The organism is Nonlabens tegetincola (genome assembly GCF_002117085.1).
GTDB lineage: Bacteria > Bacteroidota > Bacteroidia > Flavobacteriales > Flavobacteriaceae > Nonlabens > Nonlabens tegetincola.
The window spans coordinates 345,728-367,055 of sequence record NZ_CP019342.1; the positions used below are offsets into that span (position 1 = coordinate 345,728).

Sequence of the window (21,328 nt, forward strand, 5' to 3'; positions counted from 1 at the left end):
AGATTTATTTGAATTAGCCAGCTGTAAAAATCAAAAAAAAGACTTAATAAAACAACTTTTAACTATTTATTTTATTAGGAAATTTAATATTGGCTTAACATTTGTATAACCTTTTTAGAACAAAACCTTATATTCTATATGGCCTATAAGGTTGGTTAGATTAAAGTTAGCGTCTCCAAAATTTCCTGAAGCGATATTTAAACTTAGTATTCCTGAATTTGTTAAAATTCCTACACCTACTCCAAATCCTGTTAAATATTCTGCTTTATCGTCAATAAAGCTTTGGAAAATACCAGCATCTGTAATACTGTTTATGTATAAAGTTGGAGATAAATTGTATCTATACTCTAAAAGTAGGGTTGCATATTGCGAGCTATCAATGCTATTTTGATTAAAGCCTCTTATGCTGTTGTTTCCACCTAATTGATACAACTCATTAAATTGAATTTTATCTGTTTTTAAAATTTGGCTTTTCAAAGAACTTAGAATCTTACTTCTATTTGATAGATGCCAAAGTTTTGTAATGGTTGCGTCAATATTCAAATAATTTTCTTTGTCCTCTGGTAATTCTCTTGTTCCTGTGCCTATCTTCAGTTGGAAGATTAGATTTTGACGGTGCAATAAATCTGTTGACCATTTTTCTAATCTATAACCAATGTTTAATCCAGAACGATCCGTTTCAAGATTATTTAATGAGAGTATCGTCCCGCTGTCCGTGGTATTTTGACTTTCGTAATTTAATGTGATAGTGTTATTCCAATCTATTTTATACGATGTTCCTATTTCAAAGTTGTTTCTTTGGTATGTGCTATCTCTTCGTACAATTTCCAAAGATGCGCCCAAACCAAAATTAGATTGTGCTACGTATGGAATTGTAAATGCTGAGTGTACCCTAGTTTGATCTTCTTGATCATTCCGATAGGTAAGTTGAAATCTTTCAGCAGCGTCAAAGTTGTTTTCTAAATACAGATCTAGATAACCATTTAATTCTAGTTTGCCATTGTTGTTATTGAAGCCTAACAAACCTTCAGCGGTGTTTATGTTTTTCTTTTTTAGATATAGATAGAGAGTAGTGGAGTTTTCTTGAAACAACAATTCCGAATTTCTTGTGGACTCGATGAATGGGATACTATTTATTTTTTTATTAATTGCCGTAGATAATTTAGGGGTAAAGCTCTTGTCAATAATTTGTGACTTGATGATTTTCTTTGGAAATTTTTTATAACCCTTAACTTCTATGTTGTCTATTCGTCTTTTTTCAGAAGTAGATGATGTAAGGCGGGAGAAAAGTGTGTCTTGTGTTTCTTTTAAAAAGAGTAATTTGGTTTCAGTAAATACGAACCCTTGTTCGGAAAAAGAGTTAGTGATCCGCTTCAGTAAGCTGTCTTTATATTTAAAAGGTATTTTTATTTCTCGCTTTCGCGAAAGCGTACTTTTTAAAAACTCATATTTTGAATAATAATCTTTTGGTATACGAACATTTATTCCCTTTATCGGTTGATTCAAGAATATCGATCGGCTATAGCGATTGGTTTTATTTTGGTTGATAGAGGTGTGCTGTAAACGTATGTAACCAATATTTTGATAGTGTTTAATGATGCTGTCTGATTTTCTTTTTGACTCTTCAAAAGAGTTGCTAGATATGACTATTGTATCTGTGGTTTTTTGACTATTTGAATAGATGAAATTAAATATATCAAATTGTTGGCTATATAATAAGGACAAAGAAAAAAGGGTAAAAAGTACTCCTAGTATGTAATTTTTCTCATTAAATAAAACAGGGTTTTTGTATGTGTGCTTAACTTTTTTGATAGGGTAAAAACGTTTTTAAATAAACTTTATTGTAAATATTTGAAAGTGAGGTTTGAATAACAAAATAATATTTATACCTTTGCCGACCCTAAAAATAGGGATTTAACATATTTAGCGTAAAATAATATGCCAACAATTTCACAATTAGTACGAAAAGGAAGAGCCAAAATAACTAAGAAGAGTAAATCGGCTGCCTTAGATTCTTGTCCGCAACGTCGTGGAGTATGTACGCGTGTTTACACTACTACGCCTAAAAAGCCTAACTCGGCAATGAGAAAAGTTGCTCGTGTAAGACTTACAAACGGTAAGGAAGTAAACGCATACATTCCAGGAGAAGGTCACAATCTACAAGAGCACTCGATAGTATTAGTTAGAGGTGGAAGGGTAAAAGATTTACCAGGAGTTAGATATCACATTGTACGTGGTGCTTTGGACACAGCAGGTGTTGCAGACCGCACGCAACGTAGATCTAAGTATGGTGCAAAACGCCCTAAGAAGTAATTCAATTAACAATCTGAAACAACAGAAATGAGAAAAAGACAGGCAAAAAAACGTCCTATCCTTCCGGATCCACGTTTTAACGACCAGCTAGTGACTCGCTTTGTAAACATGATGATGTTGCATGGAAAGAAGTCGATAGCATTTAAACTTTTTTACGATGCAATGGATATCGTAGAAGAGAAAAATCAAGATGAAGAAAAAACGGCTTTGGAGCTTTGGAAAGATGCCTTATCTAATGTAATGCCTCACGTAGAGGTGCGCAGTAGACGTGTAGGTGGTGCTACTTTTCAAATCCCAATGCAGATTAGACCAGATCGCAAAATTTCTACAGCGATGAAATGGTTAATTGGATATGCTCGTAAGCGTAACGAAAAATCATTTTCTCAAAAATTAGCTGCTGAAATACTTGCTGCTGCAAAAGAAGAAGGTGCTGCTGTTAAAAAACGTGTGGATACGCACAAAATGGCAGAGGCTAATAAGGCATTCTCACACTTTAGATTCTAAGACATGGCTAGAGATTTAAAATACACAAGAAATATTGGTATTGCCGCTCACATTGATGCTGGTAAAACAACAACTACTGAGCGTATACTTTATTATACAGGAGTTTCACATAAAATTGGTGAGGTGCATGATGGTGCTGCAACAATGGACTGGATGGAGCAGGAGCAGGAGCGTGGTATTACTATTACTTCTGCTGCAACAACTTGTACATGGCAGTTTCCTATGGAAAATGCTCAAAGATTACCTGAAACTAAGGATTATCACTTTAATATTATCGATACTCCTGGTCACGTAGATTTTACTGTTGAAGTAAATAGATCCTTACGTGTACTTGATGGATTGGTATTCTTATTTAGTGCAGTTGATGGTGTTGAGCCTCAGTCAGAAACTAACTGGAGACTAGCTGATAATTATAAAGTCCCACGTATGGGATTTGTTAATAAAATGGACCGTCAAGGTTCTAATTTCCTTGCAGTTTGTAATCAGGTTAAAGAAATGTTAGGTTCTAATGCGGTGCCTATCGTATTACCTATCGGTGATGAAGCTGACTTTAAAGGAATAGTTGATCTTGTTAAGAACCGAGCTATTGTATGGCACGATAATACACAAGGAGCTACATTTGACGTAATTGATATTCCAGAAGAATTAAAAGCAGAAGCTAGAGAATATAGAGCACTTTTAATTGAAGAAGTTGCCGCTTATGATGAAAGCTTGCTTGAAAAATTCATGGAAGATGAGGATTCTATTACCGAGGACGAAATTCACGCGGCATTACGTGCGGCTGTAATGGATATGTCTATCATTCCAATGGTTTGTGGTAGTGCGTTTAAGAATAAAGGTGTTCAGTTCTTACTTGATGCTGTTTGTCGTTATTTACCTTCTCCGGTAGATAAGGATGCAATTGTAGGAACAAATCCAGATACAGGAGAAGAAATTACACGTAAGCCTTCTGTAGATGAGCCTTTCGCGGCATTAGCATTTAAGATTGCTACTGATCCTTTCGTTGGTCGACTAGCGTTCTTTAGAGCTTATTCAGGACGTTTAGATGCAGGTTCGTATATCTTAAACAATAGATCTGGTAAAAAAGAGCGTATTTCACGTATTTACCAAATGCATTCTAATAAACAAAATGCTATTGAATTCATCGAGGCTGGTGATATTGGAGCTGCAGTTGGTTTTAAAGATATTAAAACAGGTGATACCATGTCTGATGAAAAGAACCCTATTGTTCTTGAATCAATGGAATTCCCTGATCCAGTAATTGGTATTGCTGTAGAGCCTAAAACAAAGGCTGATGTAGATAAGTTAGGTATGGCTCTTGCTAAATTAGCAGAAGAAGATCCAACTTTTACAGCTCGTACTGATGAAGCTTCTGGACAGACTATTATATCTGGAATGGGTGAGCTTCACTTAGATATTATTGTTGACCGTCTTAAGCGTGAGTTTAAAGTAGAAGTAAATCAGGGACAGCCACAGGTTGAGTACAAAGAAGCTGTAACAGCACGTGCTGAACACAGAGAAGTTTACAAGAAACAATCTGGTGGTCGTGGTAAATTTGCTGATATCGTATTTGTAATGGAGCCTGCGGAAGAAGGTAAAGATGGTTTAACATTTGTATCTGAAATTAAGGGTGGTAACGTACCAAAGGAATTTATTCCTTCTGTTGAAAAAGGATTTAAAGAAGCTATGAAAAACGGACCTCTTGCAGGTTACGAAGTTGATAGCCTTAAAGTTACTTTAGTTGATGGTTCTTACCACGATGTTGACTCGGATCAGTTATCATTCGAGCTTGCTGCAAAACTTGGTTTTAAAAATGCTGCCAAGGCTGCAAAGGCGGTTATCATGGAGCCTATCATGAAGTTAGAGGTTCTTACTCCAGAAGAAAATATGGGTGATATCGTTGGTGACTTGAACCGTCGTAGAGGTCAGGTAAATGATATGGGTGACCGTTCAGGTTCTAAAGTGGTAAAAGCTAATGTTCCATTATCAGAGATGTTTGGCTATGTAACCTCATTAAGAACATTATCTTCAGGTCGTGCTACGTCAACAATGGAATTTTCACATTATGCAGAAACTCCTTCTAATATAAGTGAAGAAGTGATTGCTGCAGCAAATGGTTCAAATAATTAATTTTTTCAAAAGATGAGTCAAAAAATCAGAATCAAGCTTAAATCTTACGATTACAATTTGGTAGATAAATCTGCTGAAAAAATTGTAAAGACAGTAAAGAGTACTGGTGCTGTAGTAACGGGTCCAATCCCACTTCCTACACACAAGAAGATTTTCACAGTGTTGAGATCTCCTCACGTTAATAAAAAGTCTCGTGAGCAATTTCAATTAAGCTCTTATAAGCGTCTGTTAGATATTTATAGTTCTTCTTCTAAAACTATTGATGCCCTAATGAAATTAGAGCTTCCTAGTGGTGTTGAAGTAGAGATTAAGGTCTAATTAGATTTAATAATCAAATATTTGAGTTACGCTTTCGCGAAAGCGTAACTCTTTTTTAAATAAGTAAAATCATTTTATAATAAATAAATATGTCTGGGTTAATAGGAAAAAAATCGGAATGACCAGCATTTATGATGAGAACGGGAAAAATATCCCTTGTACGATCATACAAGCCGGTCCTTGTGTTGTTACCCAAGTCAGAACCGAAGAAACAGATGGGTATGAGGCCCTTCAATTAGGTTTCGATGACAAATCAGACAAGAATGCTTCTAAAGCTGCTATCGGGCACTTTAAGAAAGCAGGTACTGGTGTCAAAAGAAAGGTAGTTGAATTCCAAGGTTTTGATGCGGAGTACAAATTAGGTGATTCAATCACTGTTGAAATGTTTAATGAAGGTGACTTTATTGATGTTTCTGGAACTAGTAAAGGAAAAGGATTCCAAGGTGTTGTAAAACGTCATGGTTTCGGTGGTGTTGGACAACAAACTCATGGACAGCATAACAGATTAAGAGCTCCTGGTTCTATCGGTGCAGCATCTTATCCTGCTCGTGTATTTAAAGGTATGCGTATGGCTGGTCAAATGGGTAATGAAAAAGTAAAAGTTCAAAATTTAAGAGTGCTTAAAGTGGTAGCAGATAAAAACCTTTTAGTAGTTAAAGGTTGTGTTCCTGGTCACAAAAACTCTTATGTAATAGTTGAGAAGTAATGAAAGTAGCAGTTATAGACATTAAGGGTAAAGACACAGGTCGTCAAGTTGAGTTGGCTGATAATGTCTTTGGAATAGAGCCTAGTGAGCATGCTATATACTTAGATGTTAAGCAGTATTTAGCTGCACAACGTCAAGGTACTCATAAAGCTAAGCAACGAGCAGAAATTGCTGGAAGTACAAGAAAGATTAAGAAGCAAAAAGGAACAGGAACCGCTCGTGCAGGTTCTATTAAATCACCAGTTTTTAGAGGTGGTGGTAGAATTTTTGGTCCTGTACCACGTGACTATTCTTTTAAACTGAATAAGAATCAAAAAAGATTAGCTCGTAAAAGTGCATTAAGTTTGAAAGCTTCTGAAGGTACTTTACATGTAGTTCAAGATTTCAATTTTGATGCTCCAAAAACAAAGAATTTTTTAGAAGTTTTGGAAGGTTTAGGTCTCTCTGATAAAAAATCGCTATTTGTATTGGGTGAATCAAATAATAATGTATATTTGTCATCGCGAAATTTGAAAGCAGCTAACGTCGTAACTACTTCAGGATTAAACACTTACAATGTAATGAATGCTGATAATGTTGTGATTTTAGAGAGCTCTTTAGAGAAAATCGAAGAATTTTTAACTAAGTAACTATGAGTATTTTATTAAAACCAATCATAACAGAGAAGGCAACTAACGATAGTGAGTTGTTAAATCGCTATGGTTTTGTAGTGTCTCCTAGTGCAAACAAAGTTGAGATAAAAAAAGCTGTTGAAGCTGAATATGGTGTTACGGTTCTTAATGTAAGAACTATGAATACTAGAATTGAGCGAAACGTTAAATATACAAAGTCAGGTATTCAAGTTGGTAAAACTGGTGCTATTAAAAAAGCATTTGTACAACTTAAAGATGGTGATACCATCGACCTTTATAGTAATTTATAATAATTAACTGAGATGTCAGTAAGAAAATTAAAACCTGTAACTCCTGGACAGCGATTTAGAGTTGTTAATGGCTACGACGCTATTACAACTGATAAGCCGGAGAAGAGTTTACTTGCTCCGAAAAAACGTTCAGGTGGTCGTAACGCTAGTGGTCGTATGACTATGCGTTATAAAGGTGGCGGTCATAAGAAGCGCTACCGTATAATCGATTTCAAAAGAGATCGTCATGGAATACCTGCAACGGTATCAACTATTGAGTATGATCCAAATAGATCAGCTTTTATCGCTCTTGTTAGTTATCAAGATGGTGAAAAAAGATATGTTATTGCTCAAAATGGTCTTAAGGTAGGACAAAACATCGTTAGCGGTGAATCTGTTGCTCCTGAGGTTGGTAACGCTATGAAATTAGCTAATATTCCTCTGGGTACTGTTATTAGTTGTATTGAGTTACATCCTGGTCAAGGGGCTGTTTTAGCTCGTAGTGCAGGTGCGTTTGCGCAATTAATGGCGAGAGATGGTAAGTATGCTACTGTGAAGTTACCTTCTGGTGAGACTAGAATGATTTTACAGCAATGTATGGCAACTGTTGGTGCTGTATCAAATAGTGATCATCAGTTAATCGTAGGTGGTAAGGCTGGTCGTAGTCGTTGGTTAGGAAGAAGGCCAAGAACTCGTCCTGTTGCCATGAATCCAGTTGATCACCCAATGGGTGGTGGTGAAGGTCGTGCATCAGGAGGTCATCCTAGATCTCGTAATGGTATACCTGCTAAGGGTTATCGTACTCGCGACAAGAATAAAGCTAGTAGTCAATTTATAATAGAACGCAGAAAGAAATAAGTTATGGCACGTTCATTAAAAAAAGGACCTTACGTTTTTCATAAATTAGAAAAGAAGGTTGCTCAAAATATTGAGTCAGGTAAGAAAGCTGTAGTAAAGACTTGGTCGCGTTCATCTATGATTACGCCAGACTTTGTAGGTCAAACAATTGCAGTTCATAATGGTCGTCAGTTTGTTCCTGTTTATGTAACAGAGAATATGGTAGGGCATAAGTTAGGTGAGTTTTCACCAACTCGTTCATTCCGTGGGCACGCTGGTGCAAAAAATAAAGGAAAAAAGTAATCTAGGTCATGGGAAGTCGTAAAAGAGAAATGGCTGCTAAGCTCAAGGAGCAAAAAAGCCAGATTGCTATAGCAAAATTAAATAATTGTCCTACATCTCCTCGTAAAATGAGATTAGTTGCTGATATCATTAGAGGGAAAAAGGTGGAGGATGCGTTAAATATACTTAAGTTTTCATCTAAGGAGGCTGCACGACGTTTGGATAAGTTGGTCTTGTCTGCTATCGCAAATTGGCAGTCTAAGAATGAGGATTCTGATGTTGCTGATGCAGGTCTGTATATTAAGGAGATTCGTGTGGATGGTGGTACAATGTTAAAAAGATTAAGACCAGCACCTCAAGGAAGAGCGCATAGAATAAGAAAGAGATCAAACCACGTAACTGTTGTGTTAGGTCAAAAAAATAATGAAGAGGTTAACTAATTTAGGATATGGGACAAAAAACTAATCCAATAGGAAATCGTTTAGGTATCATCAGAGGTTGGGAATCTAACTGGTATGGAGGAAACGATTATGGTGATAAACTAGCTGAGGATGATAAAATACGTAAGTATATTCATGCTCGTCTTTCAAAGGCTAGTGTATCTAGAGTTATTATTGAACGTACTCTTAAGTTAGTAACTATAACTATCACTACCGCTAGACCTGGTATTATTATCGGTAAAGGTGGTCAAGAGGTGGATAGGCTTAAAGAAGAGTTGAAGAAGATTACTGGTAAGGATGTTCAAATTAACATTCATGAAATAAAAAGACCAGAATTAGATGCTCATTTAGTTGGAGCTAGTATTGCTCGTCAGATTGAGAATCGTATTTCATATAGACGTGCAATAAAGATGGCTATTGCTGCTGCCATGAGAATGAATGCTGAAGGAATTAAAATTCAAATTTCAGGTCGTCTTAATGGAGCGGAAATGGCTCGATCAGAATCTTACAAGGATGGACGTATTCCTTTGTCAACTTTTAGAGCAGATATCGACTATGCATTAGTTGAAGCTCATACTACCTACGGAAGATTAGGTATTAAAGTATGGATTATGAAGGGAGAAGTTTATGGTAAGCGTGAGTTGTCTCCTTTGGTAGGCTTATCTAAGAAGAGTGGTAAAGGTGGTGGATCTGGAAACAGAGGAAATCGTCGTCGTAGAAAATAAAAGTAGATAGAGATGTTACAACCTAGAAAGACAAAATTTAGAAAGCAACAGAAGGGCCGTATGAAGGGTAACTCTGGTCGAGGAAACCAGCTTGCCTATGGTACATTTGGTATTAAATCTCTTGATTCTAATTTTATTAATTCAAGACAGATTGAAGCGGCTCGTATTGCTGCCACTAGATATATGAAGAGAGAAGGTTCTCTTTGGATCAAAATATTTCCGGATAAACCCATCACTAAAAAGCCTCTTGAGGTTCGTATGGGTAAAGGAAAGGGTAATGTTGAATATTGGGCTGCTGTTGTGAAACCAGGTCGTGTGCTTTTTGAGGTTGCAGGAGTTCCTCAAGCTATTGCTCAGGAGGCTTTAAGATTAGCTGCTCAAAAATTGCCAGTTAAAACTAAATTCATCGTAGCAAGAGACTACCAAGAATAGAATATTATGAAAAACGCAGATATAGCAAAACTGTCAGAAACAGAATTACAAGCAAAACTTGCTGAGTTTAATTCTTCTTACTCAGAGTTGAGAAGAATGCATAGTATGTCTCCTTTAGATAATCCTTCAGAGATTACTAAAGCTAGGAAAACGATTGCTAGATTAAAAACAGCTTTAAATAGCAAATAGTTCACATGGAAACAAGAAATTTAAGAAAAGAACGTATCGGTGTAGTTACATCGAATAAGATGGACAAAAGCATCGTTGTTTCAGAGGTGAAACGTCAGAAGCATCCAATGTATGGAAAGTTCGTACTTAAGACTAAAAAGTATGTTGCTCACGATGAAACGAATGACTGTAACGAAGGTGATACAGTTCGTATAATGGAAACTAGACCTCTTAGTAAATCTAAAAACTGGAGATTAGTTGAAATAATTGAAAGAGCTAAATAATGGTACAACAAGAATCAAGATTAAAAGTAGCAGACAATACTGGAGCTAAAGAAGTTCTTTGTATTCGTGTATTAGGTGGGACTAAAAGGAGATATGCTTCTGTTGGTGATAAAATTGTTGTTTCTGTTAAAGAATCTACACCTAATGGTAATATTAAAAAAGGTGCTGTTTCAACTGCAGTAGTTGTGAGAACAAAGAAAGAGGTTAGAAGACCAGACGGATCGTATATTCGTTTTGATGATAACGCTTGTGTTCTTCTTAATCCTAATTCAGAAATGCGAGGAACTCGTGTTTTTGGGCCGGTCGCTCGTGAGCTTAGGGACAAGCAGTTTATGAAAATTGTTTCATTAGCACCTGAGGTGTTATAATAAGGAATTATGAGTAAGGTAAAAATTAAAACTGGAGATAAGGTTAGGGTTACCACAGGTGAACACAAAGGTTCTGAAGGTGTTGTAACTAAAATACTTAAAGATAAAAACCGCGTAATTGTGGAAGGTGTTAACATGGTTTCAAAGCATGAGAAACCAAGCGCTACAAATCCTCAAGGTGGTATAAAGGAATTGGAAGCTCCTCTTCACATCTCTAATGTGTCTTTAATCGACTCGGATGGTAAATCAACTAAGGTTGGTTACAAGTCTGAAGATGGTAAAAAGGTTCGCTTCGCTAAAACTAATAATCAAGCTATATAGTCATGTCATACGTACCAAGACTTAAAGAAGAATACAACGAAAGGGTGTCTAAATCTCTTCAGGAAGAATTCGGTTACAAAAATGTAATGGAAATTCCTAAATTACAAAAGATAGTTTTAAGTAGAGGAGTAGGTGCTGCGGTAGCAGATAAGAAGCTTATTGATTATGCTGTGGAGGAGTTAACTACTATTACTGGTCAAAAAGCTGTTGCTACTTTATCTAAAAAGGATGTTGCTTCCTTTAAGTTAAGAAAAGGAATGCCTATTGGAGCCAAGGTTACGCTTAGAGGTGAGAGAATGTATGAATTTCTTGATCGTTTAATTACTGTAGCATTGCCTAGAGTTAGAGATTTTCAGGGAATTAAGGCAAATGGTTTTGATGGTAGAGGAAATTATAACTTGGGTATCACTGAGCAGATCATTTTCCCAGAGATAAATATCGATAAAGTAAACAAAATTTCTGGTATGGATATTACATTCGTTACCAGTGCAAATACTGATAAGGAGGCTAAGTCTCTTTTAGGAGAACTAGGTTTACCTTTCAAAAAGAATTAAGATGGCAAAAGAATCAATGAAAGCGCGTGAGCGCAAGCGTCAAGCTCTAGTAGATAAGTATGCTGAAAAGCGTCAGGCTTTGAAGGAAGCTGGTGATTATGAAGCTCTTCAAAAACTACCTAAGAATGCATCACCTGTTAGGTTACATAATAGATGTAAGTTAACCGGAAGGCCAAAAGGTTATATGCGTCAGTTTGGTATTTCAAGAGTCCTTTTTAGAGAAATGGCAAACAAAGGTTTGATTCCTGGTGTCAAAAAAGCAAGTTGGTAAAATAAAGATTTTTTGTAGTTATGAATACAGATCCAATAGCAGATTATCTTACACGTATTAGAAACGCGGTAAGAGCTAACCATAGAGTTGTTGAAATACCAGCTTCTAATGTTAAAAAAGAAATTACTAAAATTCTTTTCGATCAAGGTTATATTTTAAGTTATAAAATTATTGAGGCTCCTGCCCAAGATGTAATCAAGATAGCTTTGAAATATGACAAGTCAACTAATGAACCAGTTATAAAGGATTTACAAAGACTTAGTAAGCCAGGTCTTCGTAAGTATGCTGGTGCAAAAGAGTTGCCAAGAATTTTGAACGGTTTAGGCGTGGCTATCGTTTCAACATCTAAAGGTGTGATGACTGATAAGCAGGCTCGTTCAGAGAATGTTGGTGGGGAAGTGCTTTGTTACGTTTATTAATATATTAATATGTCAAGAATAGGAAAAAGTCCTGTAGCGATTCCTGCAGGTGTTACCGTAAGGGTTGAGGACGACTTCATTCATGTGGAAGGTAAATTGGGATCTTTATCTCAAAAATTTTCAGATGTTGAGGTTAAAATTGAAGAAAATCAAGTATTGATTTCTCGTCCTTCTGATTCAAAGGATCACAGAGCTAAGCATGGTTTATATCGTGCTTTGGTTCAAAACATGGTTCAAGGAGTTAATGAGGGTTGGACTAAACAGCTGGAACTAGTAGGTGTTGGTTATAGAGCGAGTAATCAGGGACAAAAGCTAGATTTAGCTTTAGGTTTTTCTCATAATATTGTATTGGACATTGCTCCGGAAGTGAAAGTGGAAACAATTTCTGAAAAGGGTAAAAACCCAATAGTTAAACTTACTTCGCACGATAAGCAATTAGTTGGTCAGGTAGCAGCTAAAATCCGATCATTTAGAAAACCTGAACCGTATAAAGGTAAGGGTGTTAAGTTTGTTGGTGAGATTTTAAGAAGAAAAGCTGGTAAATCAGCATAATAAACAGATATAATGGCATTTTCAAAAGAACAACGTAGATTAAAAATACGTAAGAGAATAAGAAGAACAGTTTCTGGTACTGCCGAAAGACCTAGATTATCTGTTTATAGAAGTAATAAAGAAATTTATGCTCAAGTTATTAATGATGTAGATGGTGTAACTATAGCTTCCGCTTCATCTAGAGAACTTGATGCAAAAGCTCCAAAAATGGACCTAGCGAAACAAGTTGGTGTTAAGGTTGCTGAGAAAGCAAAAGCTGCTGGTGTAAGTAAGGTTTCTTTTGATCGTGGAGGTTATTTATATCATGGTAGAGTACTTTCATTAGCAGAAGGAGCTAGAGAAGGAGGACTACAATTTTAATCACATATTACATTAAATTATGTATCAAAAATATAAAAACGTAGAAACTGTTAAACCAGGTGGACTTGAATTAAAGGATCGTTTGGTAGGTGTTCAACGTGTAACTAAAGTGACTAAAGGTGGTCGTGCATTTGGATTTTCTGCTATCGTTGTGGTAGGTGATGAAAATGGTGTAGTCGGTCATGGGTTAGGTAAGTCTAAAGAGGTTTCTGAAGCGATATCCAAAGCTGTTGAGGATGCTAAAAAGAATTTGGTAAGAATTCCTCTTCAAAATGGTACTATTCCACATGAGCAAAAGGGTAAATTTGGTGGAGCGAGAGTTTTACTTATGCCTGCATCTACTGGTACTGGGGTGATTGCTGGTGGAGCTATTCGTGCAGTCCTTGAGTCAGTTGGAGTACACGATGTTTTAAGTAAGAATCAGGGATCTTCTAATCCACATAACGTGGTAAAAGCAACTTTTGACGCTTTACTTCAATTGAGAAGTGCTGCTACAATTGCTAAGCAAAGAGGAGTTTCTTTAGATAAAGTGTTTAACGGATAATAGATTTAGTGATGGCAAAGTTGAGAATAAAAAAGGTAAAAAGTGCGATTAATCGTACGGCGAACCAGAAAAAGACTTTAGAGGCACTTGGTTTAAGAAAGATGAATCAGGTTGTTGAACACGATGATAATTCGGTTATCCAAGGAATGATAAGAACTGTTTCTCATTTGATTACAGTCGAGAACATTTAAAAAAATTAGGATGAAATTACATAATATCAAACCTGCTGAAGGTGCAGCTAAAAAGGCTGGTAAAATTATAGGTCGTGGTCAGGGTACTGGTAAAGGTGGTACTTCTACTAGAGGTCATAAAGGAGCTAAATCACGTTCAGGTTATTCTAAGAAAATTGGTTTTGAAGGAGGGCAAATGCCTTTACAACGCCGTGTTCCTAAATTTGGTTTTACTAACATAAATCGTAAGGAATATGTTGGAATTAATCTTGATACCATCCAAAGTTATGTTGATGCTAATCGTTTTGGTTCGGATATTTCTTTCGAGGATTTCGTAAACCAAGGTCTAGCAGGAAAGAATGATTTAATTAAGGTATTGGGTAGAGGAGAGCTTTCTGCTAAAGTTAAAGTTACCGCTCATAAGTTTACTGCGTCGGCTCAAGAAGCTATTACTAAAACTGGTGGTGAAGCAGTAACAATTTAATCTATCCACATGAAGTTTATAGATACTCTTAAAAATATTTGGAAAATAGAAGAGCTTAAAGATCGTATTCTTATGACTTTAAGCCTTCTTCTTGTTTATCGTTTTGGAGCGCAAGTAGTGCTTCCAGGTATTGATTCTACGAAACTTGGTGGTTTTGCTGATAATTTTGATACTGGAATAGGTGGTATTTTAAATGCCTTCACAGGTGGAGCTTTTGCTAATGCCTCAGTTTTTGCCTTAGGGATTATGCCGTACATCTCAGCTAGCATTGTCGTTCAGCTTATGGGATTAGCTATTCCGTATCTTCAAAAATTACAGAAGGAAGGTGAGTCTGGTCGTAGAAAAATTAATCAGATAACACGATGGTTGACAATAGGTATTTGTGTAATTCAAGCTCCTACATACTTGCTGACCTTAGAAACTTTAGGTGTTCCTCAAGATGCATTCATAGACGGTAGAGGTGCAGGTTTCATTACTATTAGTACAATTATCCTAGTTACTGGATGTATTTTTGCTATGTGGTTAGGTGAGAAAATAACTGATAAAGGTATAGGTAACGGTATATCGTTACTTATAATGGTTGGAATCATTGCTACATTACCACAGGCATTTATTCAGGAAATTACCTCAAGATATAATGGAACTGGTGGATTGTTTGTTATTATTATTGAAGTGGTGATTTGGTTATTGGTAATTCTAGCATGTATTATGTTAGTGATGGCAGTAAGAAAAATACCGGTGCAATATGCAAGAAGATCCGCGACTGGTAGTTATGAAAAGGTAGTCGGTGGTGCAAGAGAATACATTCCGCTTAAGCTTAATGCTTCAGGTGTTATGCCTATTATTTTTGCTCAAGCTATTATGTTTGTCCCTGCAGCTATCGGTAATCTTGAAGCTGGTTGGGCCAAGGAAGTAGGTAATGCTTTTGGTGATATATTTGGTTTTTGGTATAATTTGGTCTTTGCACTGTTAATCATTATTTTCACTTATTTCTATACAGCAATTACGGTTAAAACCAATGAGATGGCGGATAATTTGAAAAGAAGTAACGGTTTTATTCCTGGAATTCGTCCTGGTACAGAAACAGCTGATTATTTAGATGAAATAATGTCTTTGATAACTCTTCCAGGTTCCGTATTTTTGGCGGCTGTTGCAATATTCCCTGCCATCGTTTCACTATTTGGTGTTACTCAGGCATGGGCTCTGTTTTATGGTGGAACGTCATTATTGATTATGGTCGGTGTAGCTATAGATACAATGCAGCAGATTAATGCTTATTTGTTGAATAAACATTATGATAGTTTGATTAAAACTGGTAAAAATAGAAAAGCAGTAGCATAATGGCTAAACAAGCAGCAATTGAACAAGATGGTACTATTATCGAGGCTTTATCGAATGCAATGTTTCGTGTTGAGCTAGAAAATGGTCATGTTGTTACAGCGCATATTTCAGGTAAAATGCGCATGCACTATATTAAATTATTACCTGGAGATAAAGTAAAACTTGAAATGAGTCCTTACGATTTAACGAAAGCAAGGATCACTTATAGATACTAATTATGAAAGTAAGAGCGTCACTTAAGAAAAGAAGTGCTGACTGCAAAATTGTACGTCGTAAAGGTCGTTTGTATGTCATCAACAAAAAAAATCCAAAATTTAAACAAAGACAAGGTTAAGCTATGGCTAGAATTGCAGGGGTAGATATACCTAAAAATAAACGTGGTGAAGTAGCATTAACTTACATATATGGTGTAGGTAGAAGTCGTGCTAAAGAAATTCTTATCTCAACAGGTGTTGGTTTAGATAAGAAAGTTAACGATTGGAATGATGATGAAATCAGTAAAATTCGTGCCGCTGTTGGAGAATTCACTATAGAAGGTGAACTTCGTTCCGAAACTCAGCTTAACATTAAGCGTCTAATGGATATTGGGTGTTATCGCGGTATTCGTCATCGTAGTGGTTTACCACTAAGAGGTCAGAGAACTAAGAATAACTCGAGAACTCGTAAAGGTAAGCGTAAGACCGTTGCAAATAAAAAGAAAGCAACTAAATAATAATTAAGTCAAATGGCAAAGTCTAAAACTGTAACAAAGAAACGTAAGGTAATTGTTGATAGTCACGGAGAAGCTCACATTTCTTCATCTTTCAATAATATTCTTATCTCTTTAACAAATAAAAAGGGTGAAGTTATTTCTTGGTCATCTGCTGGAAAAATGGGTTTCCGTGGATCAAAGAAAAACACTCCATATGCAGCGCAGTTAGCTGCTGAGGATGCGTCTAAAGTTGCTCACGAAGCTGGTTTGCGTAAGGTAAAAGCTTATGTTAAAGGTCCTGGAAATGGGAGAGAAAGTGCAATTCGTAGTATCCATAATGCCGGTATTGAAGTAACTGAAATTATTGATGTTACTCCATTACCACACAATGGTTGTCGTCCACCAAAACGTAGAAGAGTATAACAAGGGAATTATTAACGCTATCGAAGGATATTGACCTGAATTCATAGCATCCCACATTAAATTTATATTAAATGGCAAGATATAGAGGTCCTAAGGCAAAAATTGCTAGAAGATTTAGAGAACCAATTTTTGGCCCTAGTAAAGCCCTGGAAAAGAAAAATTATCCTCCAGGAATGCACGGTAATAATAGACGCCGTGGAAAAGAATCAGAATATGCAGTTCAATTAAAGGAGAAGCAAAAAGCTAAATACACCTATGGTGTGCTTGAAAAGCAGTTTCGTTTAATGTTTGAAAAGGCTGTAAGAAGTACTGGTATTACAGGTGAAGTTTTACTTCAACTTTGTGAATCTCGTTTAGATAACGTGGTGTATCGTATGGGTCTTGCAAGATCTAGACGAGGAGCTCGTCAGTTAGTTTCGCATAGACACATTACAGTTAACGGTAAGTTAGTTAATATACCATCTTATCAGTTAAAAGCTGGTGACGAAGTTGCTGTTCGTGAAAAGTCTAAATCATTACAATCTATTGATGATGCTCTTTCTTCTAATGAGCATGTATATGATTTCGTTACATTCAATAAAGCAACTATGTCTGGTTCTTTTGTTTCGGTTCCTGAGCGTATCCAGATTCCGGAAAACATAAAAGAACAATTAATCGTAGAGCTTTACTCTAAATAATAACCAACAATTCCTAACGACTATGGCAATTTTAAATTTTCAGAAGCCTGATAAAGTAATCATGATCGACTCTACTGATTTCGAGGGTAAATTCGAGTTCAGACCGTTGGAGCCAGGTTATGGATTGACTGTTGGTAATGCCTTGCGTAGAGTTTTGTTGTCTTCTTTAGAAGGTTTCGCAATTACTTCTATACGCATAGAAGGTGTAGATCATGAATTTTCTACTATAGAAGGTGTAGTTGAGGATGTTACCGAAATGGTGCTTAATTTCAAACAAGCCCGTTTTAGAAGACAAATCGACGAAGTAGATAGTGAGGTAGTAAATATTTCATTTGGTGGTAAAGAGCAATTTACTGCTGGTGATATGCAAAAGTACATCTCTGGTTTTCAAGTTTTAAATCCTGAATTGGTTATTTGTAACACAGACCCTTCAGTGAATTTAAATCTAGAAATCACTATTGAAAAAGGTAGAGGTTATGTTCCTGCTGAGGAGAATAAAAATCCTTCTGCACCTATAGGTACAATCGCAATTGATTCTATATTTACTCCTATCAAGAACGTTAAGTATAGTATTGAAAATTACCGTGTTGAACAAAAAACGGATTATGAAAAATTGGTTTTTGAAATTCAAACAGATGGTAGTATTCATCCTAAATTAGCCCTTACTGAGGCTGCTAAGACGTTAATCCATCACTTCATGTTATTCAGCGATGAAAGAATTACACTTGAAGCAGATGAAATAGCGCAAACAGAAACTTATGATGAAGAAAGTCTTCACATGAGACAACTTCTTAAAACTAAACTGGTTGATATGGAGTTATCTGTACGTGCATTAAATTGTCTTAAAGCTGCAGAAGTAGAAACTTTAGGTGATTTAGTTTCATATAACAAAAACGATTTAATGAAGTTTAGAAACTTTGGTAAAAAGTCTTTAACTGAATTAGAAGAGTTAGTTAATACTAAAGGTTTGAACTTTGGTATGGATTTAAGTAAATATAAATTAGACCGTGACTAGTAGTAACTGGTTATAGAATTACAATAAAATGAGACACGGAAACAAAATAAACAATCTTAGCAGAAAGTCAGCTCACAGAAAAGCTATGCTTTCAAATATGGCTTGTTCATTGATTGAACATAAACGTATTAATACAACACTTGCTAAGGCAAAGGCTTTAAAACAATTTGTTGAGCCTATTATAACTAAGAGTAAAGAAGACACTACACATAATAGACGTCTTACATTTTCTAAATTACGTAGTAAGGAAGCAGTTACTCAACTTTTCAGAGAAGTTGCTGTCAAAGTGGGTGATCGTCCAGGTGGTTATACTAGAATTATCAAACTAGGTAATCGTTTAGGTGATAATGCTGATATGGCAATGATCGAGTTAGTTGATTTCAACGAGGTTTACCAAACAGGTGCTTCTAAGAAAACAACCAGACGTAGTAGAAGAAGTCGCTCAAGTAAAGCAGCTGTTGACACAACAACTACTAATGAAGAAGAATAAATTCTTTTTTATGTAAATAACAATAAAGGACTGATGAATGTTTCATCAGTCCTTTTTTTATAATTAATTTTACCAAACTTTTAATTAATGGCTTATTTAGAGAAAAAGGACGCAGTTGTGGTTCTATCAGATGGGACTGTCTTTTATGGCAAAGCAATAGGTGACGGTGGTACTGCCACTGGTGAGATTTGCTTCAATACAGGTACAACAGGTTATCAAGAAATTTTTACAGATCCTTCCTACTTTGGACAGATAATGGTTACAACTAATGCTCATATTGGTAACTATGGTGTTGTGAATGATGATTCTGAATCAAACAGTATAAAAATTTCGGGCTTAGTTTGTAAAAATTTTTCTGCGATTCACAGTCGTCCTGCTGCAACTTCAGATTTACTTAAACATTTACAAGAACAAAATCTTGTTATTTTGTGTGATGTGGATACTCGAGCACTTGTATCCCATATAAGAGATAATGGTGCTCAAAATGCCATTATTTCAACCGCTGTAGATGATATAGAAGCATTAAAGGAACAACTTTCCAAAGTTCCAAGTATGAAAGGGCTTGAGCTTGCTAGTAAAGTTTCTACAAATGAAGCTTATTACTACGGCAATCCTGATGCACAATATAAGGTAGCGGCATTAGATTTAGGAGTTAAAACTAACATTCTTAAAAATCTTGCCAGTCGTGACGTTTACATTAAAGTTTTTCCATTTAATACACCATTTGAAGAATTAAAGGCATTTAATCCTGATGGATATTTTATCTCAAATGGACCTGGTGACCCAGAACCACTTGAAACCGTAATAGCAACAGCTAGGGAAATATTAAATTCTAGTATGCCATTATTTGGTATTTGCTTAGGTCATCAAATAATCGCCTTGGCGCATAACATAGAGACTTATAAAATGCATAATGGTCATAGAGGAATAAATCATCCAATTAAAAACCTCTTAACTGGAAAAGGCGAAATAACTTCTCAGAATCATGGATTTGCAATCAATAAAGAACAAGCAGAGCGTCATGATGATATAGAAATTACCCACGTACATCTTAATGATGATACAGTTGCAGGTATGAGAATAAAATCGAAACCTTGCTTTAGTGTACAATATCATCCAGAAGCAGGACCGGGACCTAACGATGCAACCTATTTGTTCGACGAATTTATCCACCTTATAAAAACCAATAAAGAAAAAGTAGCATGAGTACAATAATTAATATACACGCAAGACAAATTTTTGATTCGAGAGGTAATCCTACAGTTGAAGTAGATGTTATTACTTCAAATGGAGTAATAGGAAGAGCTGCAGTTCCATCTGGTGCATCAACGGGTGAACACGAGGCTGTTGAGCTTAGAGATGGAGGATCTTCTTATATGGGTAAAGGTGTAGGAAAAGCAGTTAATAACGTAAACACAATTATATCAGAAGAGTTGCTTGGAGCTTCTGTTTTTGATCAGGCTTCTATTGATCAAGCTATGATAGATCTTGACGGAACTCCTAATAAAGCAAAATTAGGTGCAAATGCAATTCTTGGTGTTTCATTAGCATGTGCCAAGGCTGCAGCAGCAGAACTTAATCAGCCTCTATATAAGTACATTGGAGGAATGAGTGCTTCAACTCTTCCTGTTCCTATGATGAATATAATAAATGGAGGTTCTCATAGTGATGCTCCTATTGCTTTTCAGGAATTTATGATCATGCCTGTGGTCGCAGAAAGTTTTTCACACGCACTACAAATGGGGACTGAGATTTTTCATCACCTTAAAAAAGTGTTACATGATAGAAATTTGAGTACAGCCGTAGGCGATGAAGGTGGTTTTGCTCCTGCTCTTGAAGGTACTGAAGATGCTCTAGAGACTATACTACTTGCAATCAAAAATGCGGGTTACACTCCAGGAGAACAAATAATGATAGCTTTGGATTGTGCAGCGGCAGAGTTTTATGTAGATGGTATGTATGATTATACTAAATTCGAAGGAGATAAAGGTGTTAAACGTTCAAGTGAAGAACAGGCTTCTTACCTCGCAGATCTTGCCAATAAGTATCCTATAATCTCGATAGAAGATGGTATGGATGAAAATGATTGGGATGGTTGGAAATCATTGACCGAGAAAGCAGGTGATAAAGTTCAATTAGTAGGTGATGATTTATTTGTAACAAACGTTGAAAGACTTTCTAGAGGTATTGAGAATCACATCGCAAATTCCATTTTAATCAAAGTAAATCAAATAGGTACTCTTACGGAGACAATAGCTGCGGTTAACATGGCTCATAAAGCTGGTTATACTTCTGTTATGTCTCACAGGTCGGGAGAAACTGAGGATAACACTATTGCTGATCTTGCTGTTGCTTTAACAACTGGTCAAATTAAGACAGGTTCTGCTTCGAGATCTGATCGTATGGCAAAATACAATCAGTTATTGAGAATTGAAGAGGAGTTAGCTGAAAATGCTTATTACCCAGGAAAAAAAGCTTTTCAAATTTAATTTGAGTTAGTACGCTTTCGCGAAAGCGAGATTATCATAACCATCCCACACGGGATGGTTTTTTTTGTTTAACACTATCGATGAAATACATGTTTAGACTTCAAAAAGTCATTTTTTAC

General features: G+C 36.0%; 34 protein-coding genes and 1 pseudogene. 34 read left to right on the plus strand and 1 reads right to left on the minus strand.

What is annotated here, in order from left to right:
• Positions 1-114 precede the first annotated feature (114 nt).
• Complete coding sequence (locus BST91_RS01775) at positions 115-1,725, minus strand: BamA/TamA family outer membrane protein (RefSeq protein WP_169709752.1); 1,611 nt, start codon at positions 1,723-1,725, stop codon at positions 115-117.
• A gap of 213 nt (positions 1,726-1,938) precedes the next feature.
• Between BST91_RS01775 and rpsL the strand changes: the two genes are divergently transcribed.
• From rpsL to eno, 34 genes and pseudogenes are all read left to right on the plus strand, one after another.
• Positions 1,939-2,313 carry a 30S ribosomal protein S12 gene (gene rpsL, locus BST91_RS01780; RefSeq protein ID WP_015361172.1) on the plus strand — a complete coding sequence of 125 codons (375 nt, stop codon included), beginning with the start codon at positions 1,939-1,941 and terminating at the stop codon, positions 2,311-2,313.
• A gap of 27 nt (positions 2,314-2,340) precedes the next feature.
• A complete protein-coding gene (rpsG, locus tag BST91_RS01785; RefSeq protein ID WP_042278884.1) occupies positions 2,341-2,817 on the plus strand; it encodes a 30S ribosomal protein S7 in 477 nt (158 codons plus the stop codon).
• Between the two features lie 3 nt (positions 2,818-2,820).
• Entirely contained in the window at positions 2,821-4,947 is a 2,127-nt protein-coding gene (gene fusA, locus BST91_RS01790) for an elongation factor G (RefSeq protein ID WP_042278886.1), read from the plus strand.
• A gap of 12 nt (positions 4,948-4,959) precedes the next feature.
• On the plus strand, positions 4,960-5,265 hold the full coding sequence (gene rpsJ, locus BST91_RS01795; RefSeq protein ID WP_008992279.1) for a 30S ribosomal protein S10: 306 nt from the start codon (positions 4,960-4,962) through the stop codon (positions 5,263-5,265).
• Positions 5,266-5,354: 89 nt separating this feature from the next.
• Positions 5,355-5,971, plus strand: a pseudogene (gene rplC / locus BST91_RS01800) (50S ribosomal protein L3).
• Entirely contained in the window at positions 5,971-6,600 is a 630-nt protein-coding gene (rplD, locus tag BST91_RS01805) for a 50S ribosomal protein L4 (protein ID WP_085774275.1), read from the plus strand. Before rplC ends, rplD begins: the two are co-directional and overlap by 1 nt.
• A 2-nt stretch (positions 6,601-6,602) precedes the next feature.
• On the plus strand, positions 6,603-6,893 hold the full coding sequence (gene rplW / locus BST91_RS01810) for a 50S ribosomal protein L23 (protein ID WP_085774276.1): 291 nt from the start codon (positions 6,603-6,605) through the stop codon (positions 6,891-6,893).
• A gap of 12 nt (positions 6,894-6,905) precedes the next feature.
• Positions 6,906-7,730 (plus strand): 50S ribosomal protein L2, encoded by an 825-nt coding sequence (rplB, locus tag BST91_RS01815; RefSeq protein ID WP_042278895.1) that lies wholly within the window; start codon positions 6,906-6,908, stop codon positions 7,728-7,730.
• Between the two features lie 3 nt (positions 7,731-7,733).
• The gene (gene rpsS / locus BST91_RS01820; protein ID WP_042278897.1) at positions 7,734-8,012 is read left to right on the plus strand and encodes a 30S ribosomal protein S19; all 279 of its coding nucleotides are present in this window, start codon (positions 7,734-7,736) and stop codon (positions 8,010-8,012) included.
• A gap of 8 nt (positions 8,013-8,020) precedes the next feature.
• Positions 8,021-8,431 (plus strand): 50S ribosomal protein L22, encoded by a 411-nt coding sequence (gene rplV, locus BST91_RS01825; RefSeq protein WP_042278899.1) that lies wholly within the window; start codon positions 8,021-8,023, stop codon positions 8,429-8,431.
• Between the two features lie 8 nt (positions 8,432-8,439).
• A complete protein-coding gene (gene rpsC / locus BST91_RS01830) occupies positions 8,440-9,156 on the plus strand; it encodes a 30S ribosomal protein S3 (RefSeq protein WP_042278900.1) in 717 nt (238 codons plus the stop codon).
• Between the two features lie 12 nt (positions 9,157-9,168).
• On the plus strand, positions 9,169-9,588 hold the full coding sequence (rplP, locus tag BST91_RS01835) for a 50S ribosomal protein L16 (protein ID WP_042278902.1): 420 nt from the start codon (positions 9,169-9,171) through the stop codon (positions 9,586-9,588).
• A 6-nt stretch (positions 9,589-9,594) separates the two neighbouring features.
• Entirely contained in the window at positions 9,595-9,777 is a 183-nt protein-coding gene (gene rpmC, locus BST91_RS01840; protein WP_042278904.1) for a 50S ribosomal protein L29, read from the plus strand.
• A gap of 5 nt (positions 9,778-9,782) precedes the next feature.
• Positions 9,783-10,040, plus strand: coding sequence for a 30S ribosomal protein S17 (gene rpsQ / locus BST91_RS01845; RefSeq protein WP_042278905.1), 258 nt, complete (start codon positions 9,783-9,785; stop codon positions 10,038-10,040).
• Entirely contained in the window at positions 10,040-10,408 is a 369-nt protein-coding gene (gene rplN, locus BST91_RS01850; protein WP_042278906.1) for a 50S ribosomal protein L14, read from the plus strand. Before rpsQ ends, rplN begins: the two co-directional genes overlap by 1 nt.
• Before the next feature lie 9 nt (positions 10,409-10,417).
• On the plus strand, positions 10,418-10,729 hold the full coding sequence (gene rplX / locus BST91_RS01855; protein WP_042278908.1) for a 50S ribosomal protein L24: 312 nt from the start codon (positions 10,418-10,420) through the stop codon (positions 10,727-10,729).
• Positions 10,730-10,731: 2 nt separating this feature from the next.
• Complete coding sequence (gene rplE / locus BST91_RS01860) at positions 10,732-11,283, plus strand: 50S ribosomal protein L5 (protein WP_042278909.1); 552 nt, start codon at positions 10,732-10,734, stop codon at positions 11,281-11,283.
• A 1-nt stretch (position 11,284) separates the two neighbouring features.
• Positions 11,285-11,554 (plus strand): 30S ribosomal protein S14, encoded by a 270-nt coding sequence (gene rpsN / locus BST91_RS01865; RefSeq protein ID WP_042278911.1) that lies wholly within the window; start codon positions 11,285-11,287, stop codon positions 11,552-11,554.
• Positions 11,555-11,574: 20 nt separating this feature from the next.
• Positions 11,575-11,973 carry a 30S ribosomal protein S8 gene (gene rpsH, locus BST91_RS01870; RefSeq protein ID WP_042278913.1) on the plus strand — a complete coding sequence of 133 codons (399 nt, stop codon included), beginning with the start codon at positions 11,575-11,577 and terminating at the stop codon, positions 11,971-11,973.
• 9 nt (positions 11,974-11,982) lie between these two features.
• Positions 11,983-12,525: a 50S ribosomal protein L6 gene (gene rplF / locus BST91_RS01875; protein WP_042278915.1), complete on the plus strand. Its 543-nt coding sequence runs from the start codon at positions 11,983-11,985 to the stop codon at positions 12,523-12,525.
• 12 nt (positions 12,526-12,537) lie between these two features.
• Positions 12,538-12,885: a 50S ribosomal protein L18 gene (gene rplR / locus BST91_RS01880; protein ID WP_042278917.1), complete on the plus strand. Its 348-nt coding sequence runs from the start codon at positions 12,538-12,540 to the stop codon at positions 12,883-12,885.
• 19 nt (positions 12,886-12,904) lie between these two features.
• Positions 12,905-13,429 (plus strand): 30S ribosomal protein S5, encoded by a 525-nt coding sequence (rpsE, locus tag BST91_RS01885; RefSeq protein ID WP_042278919.1) that lies wholly within the window; start codon positions 12,905-12,907, stop codon positions 13,427-13,429.
• A gap of 11 nt (positions 13,430-13,440) precedes the next feature.
• A complete protein-coding gene (rpmD, locus tag BST91_RS01890) occupies positions 13,441-13,620 on the plus strand; it encodes a 50S ribosomal protein L30 (RefSeq protein ID WP_042278921.1) in 180 nt (59 codons plus the stop codon).
• A gap of 10 nt (positions 13,621-13,630) precedes the next feature.
• Complete coding sequence (gene rplO, locus BST91_RS01895) at positions 13,631-14,083, plus strand: 50S ribosomal protein L15 (protein WP_085774277.1); 453 nt, start codon at positions 13,631-13,633, stop codon at positions 14,081-14,083.
• Between the two features lie 9 nt (positions 14,084-14,092).
• Positions 14,093-15,424, plus strand: coding sequence for a preprotein translocase subunit SecY (gene secY, locus BST91_RS01900; protein WP_060523006.1), 1,332 nt, complete (start codon positions 14,093-14,095; stop codon positions 15,422-15,424).
• Complete coding sequence (gene infA / locus BST91_RS01905) at positions 15,424-15,639, plus strand: translation initiation factor IF-1 (RefSeq protein WP_011710675.1); 216 nt, start codon at positions 15,424-15,426, stop codon at positions 15,637-15,639. The genes secY and infA overlap by 1 nt, the downstream gene beginning before the upstream one ends.
• Positions 15,640-15,641: 2 nt before the next feature.
• Positions 15,642-15,758 carry a type B 50S ribosomal protein L36 gene (gene ykgO, locus BST91_RS01910; protein ID WP_042278928.1) on the plus strand — a complete coding sequence of 39 codons (117 nt, stop codon included), beginning with the start codon at positions 15,642-15,644 and terminating at the stop codon, positions 15,756-15,758.
• 3 nt (positions 15,759-15,761) lie between these two features.
• The gene (rpsM, locus tag BST91_RS01915) at positions 15,762-16,136 is read left to right on the plus strand and encodes a 30S ribosomal protein S13 (protein WP_042278930.1); all 375 of its coding nucleotides are present in this window, start codon (positions 15,762-15,764) and stop codon (positions 16,134-16,136) included.
• Positions 16,137-16,148: 12 nt separating this feature from the next.
• On the plus strand, positions 16,149-16,538 hold the full coding sequence (gene rpsK / locus BST91_RS01920; protein WP_042278932.1) for a 30S ribosomal protein S11: 390 nt from the start codon (positions 16,149-16,151) through the stop codon (positions 16,536-16,538).
• 71 nt (positions 16,539-16,609) lie between these two features.
• Positions 16,610-17,215, plus strand: coding sequence for a 30S ribosomal protein S4 (gene rpsD / locus BST91_RS01925; RefSeq protein WP_042278934.1), 606 nt, complete (start codon positions 16,610-16,612; stop codon positions 17,213-17,215).
• 22 nt (positions 17,216-17,237) lie between these two features.
• Positions 17,238-18,230, plus strand: coding sequence for a DNA-directed RNA polymerase subunit alpha (locus tag BST91_RS01930; protein ID WP_060523005.1), 993 nt, complete (start codon positions 17,238-17,240; stop codon positions 18,228-18,230).
• A 28-nt stretch (positions 18,231-18,258) separates the two neighbouring features.
• On the plus strand, positions 18,259-18,720 hold the full coding sequence (gene rplQ, locus BST91_RS01935) for a 50S ribosomal protein L17 (protein ID WP_042278939.1): 462 nt from the start codon (positions 18,259-18,261) through the stop codon (positions 18,718-18,720).
• 87 nt (positions 18,721-18,807) lie between these two features.
• Complete coding sequence (carA, locus tag BST91_RS01940) at positions 18,808-19,926, plus strand: glutamine-hydrolyzing carbamoyl-phosphate synthase small subunit (RefSeq protein ID WP_042278942.1); 1,119 nt, start codon at positions 18,808-18,810, stop codon at positions 19,924-19,926.
• A complete protein-coding gene (eno, locus tag BST91_RS01945; RefSeq protein WP_042278944.1) occupies positions 19,923-21,209 on the plus strand; it encodes a phosphopyruvate hydratase in 1,287 nt (428 codons plus the stop codon). The genes carA and eno overlap by 4 nt, the downstream gene beginning before the upstream one ends.
• The last annotated feature ends 119 nt before the right edge of the window (positions 21,210-21,328 follow it).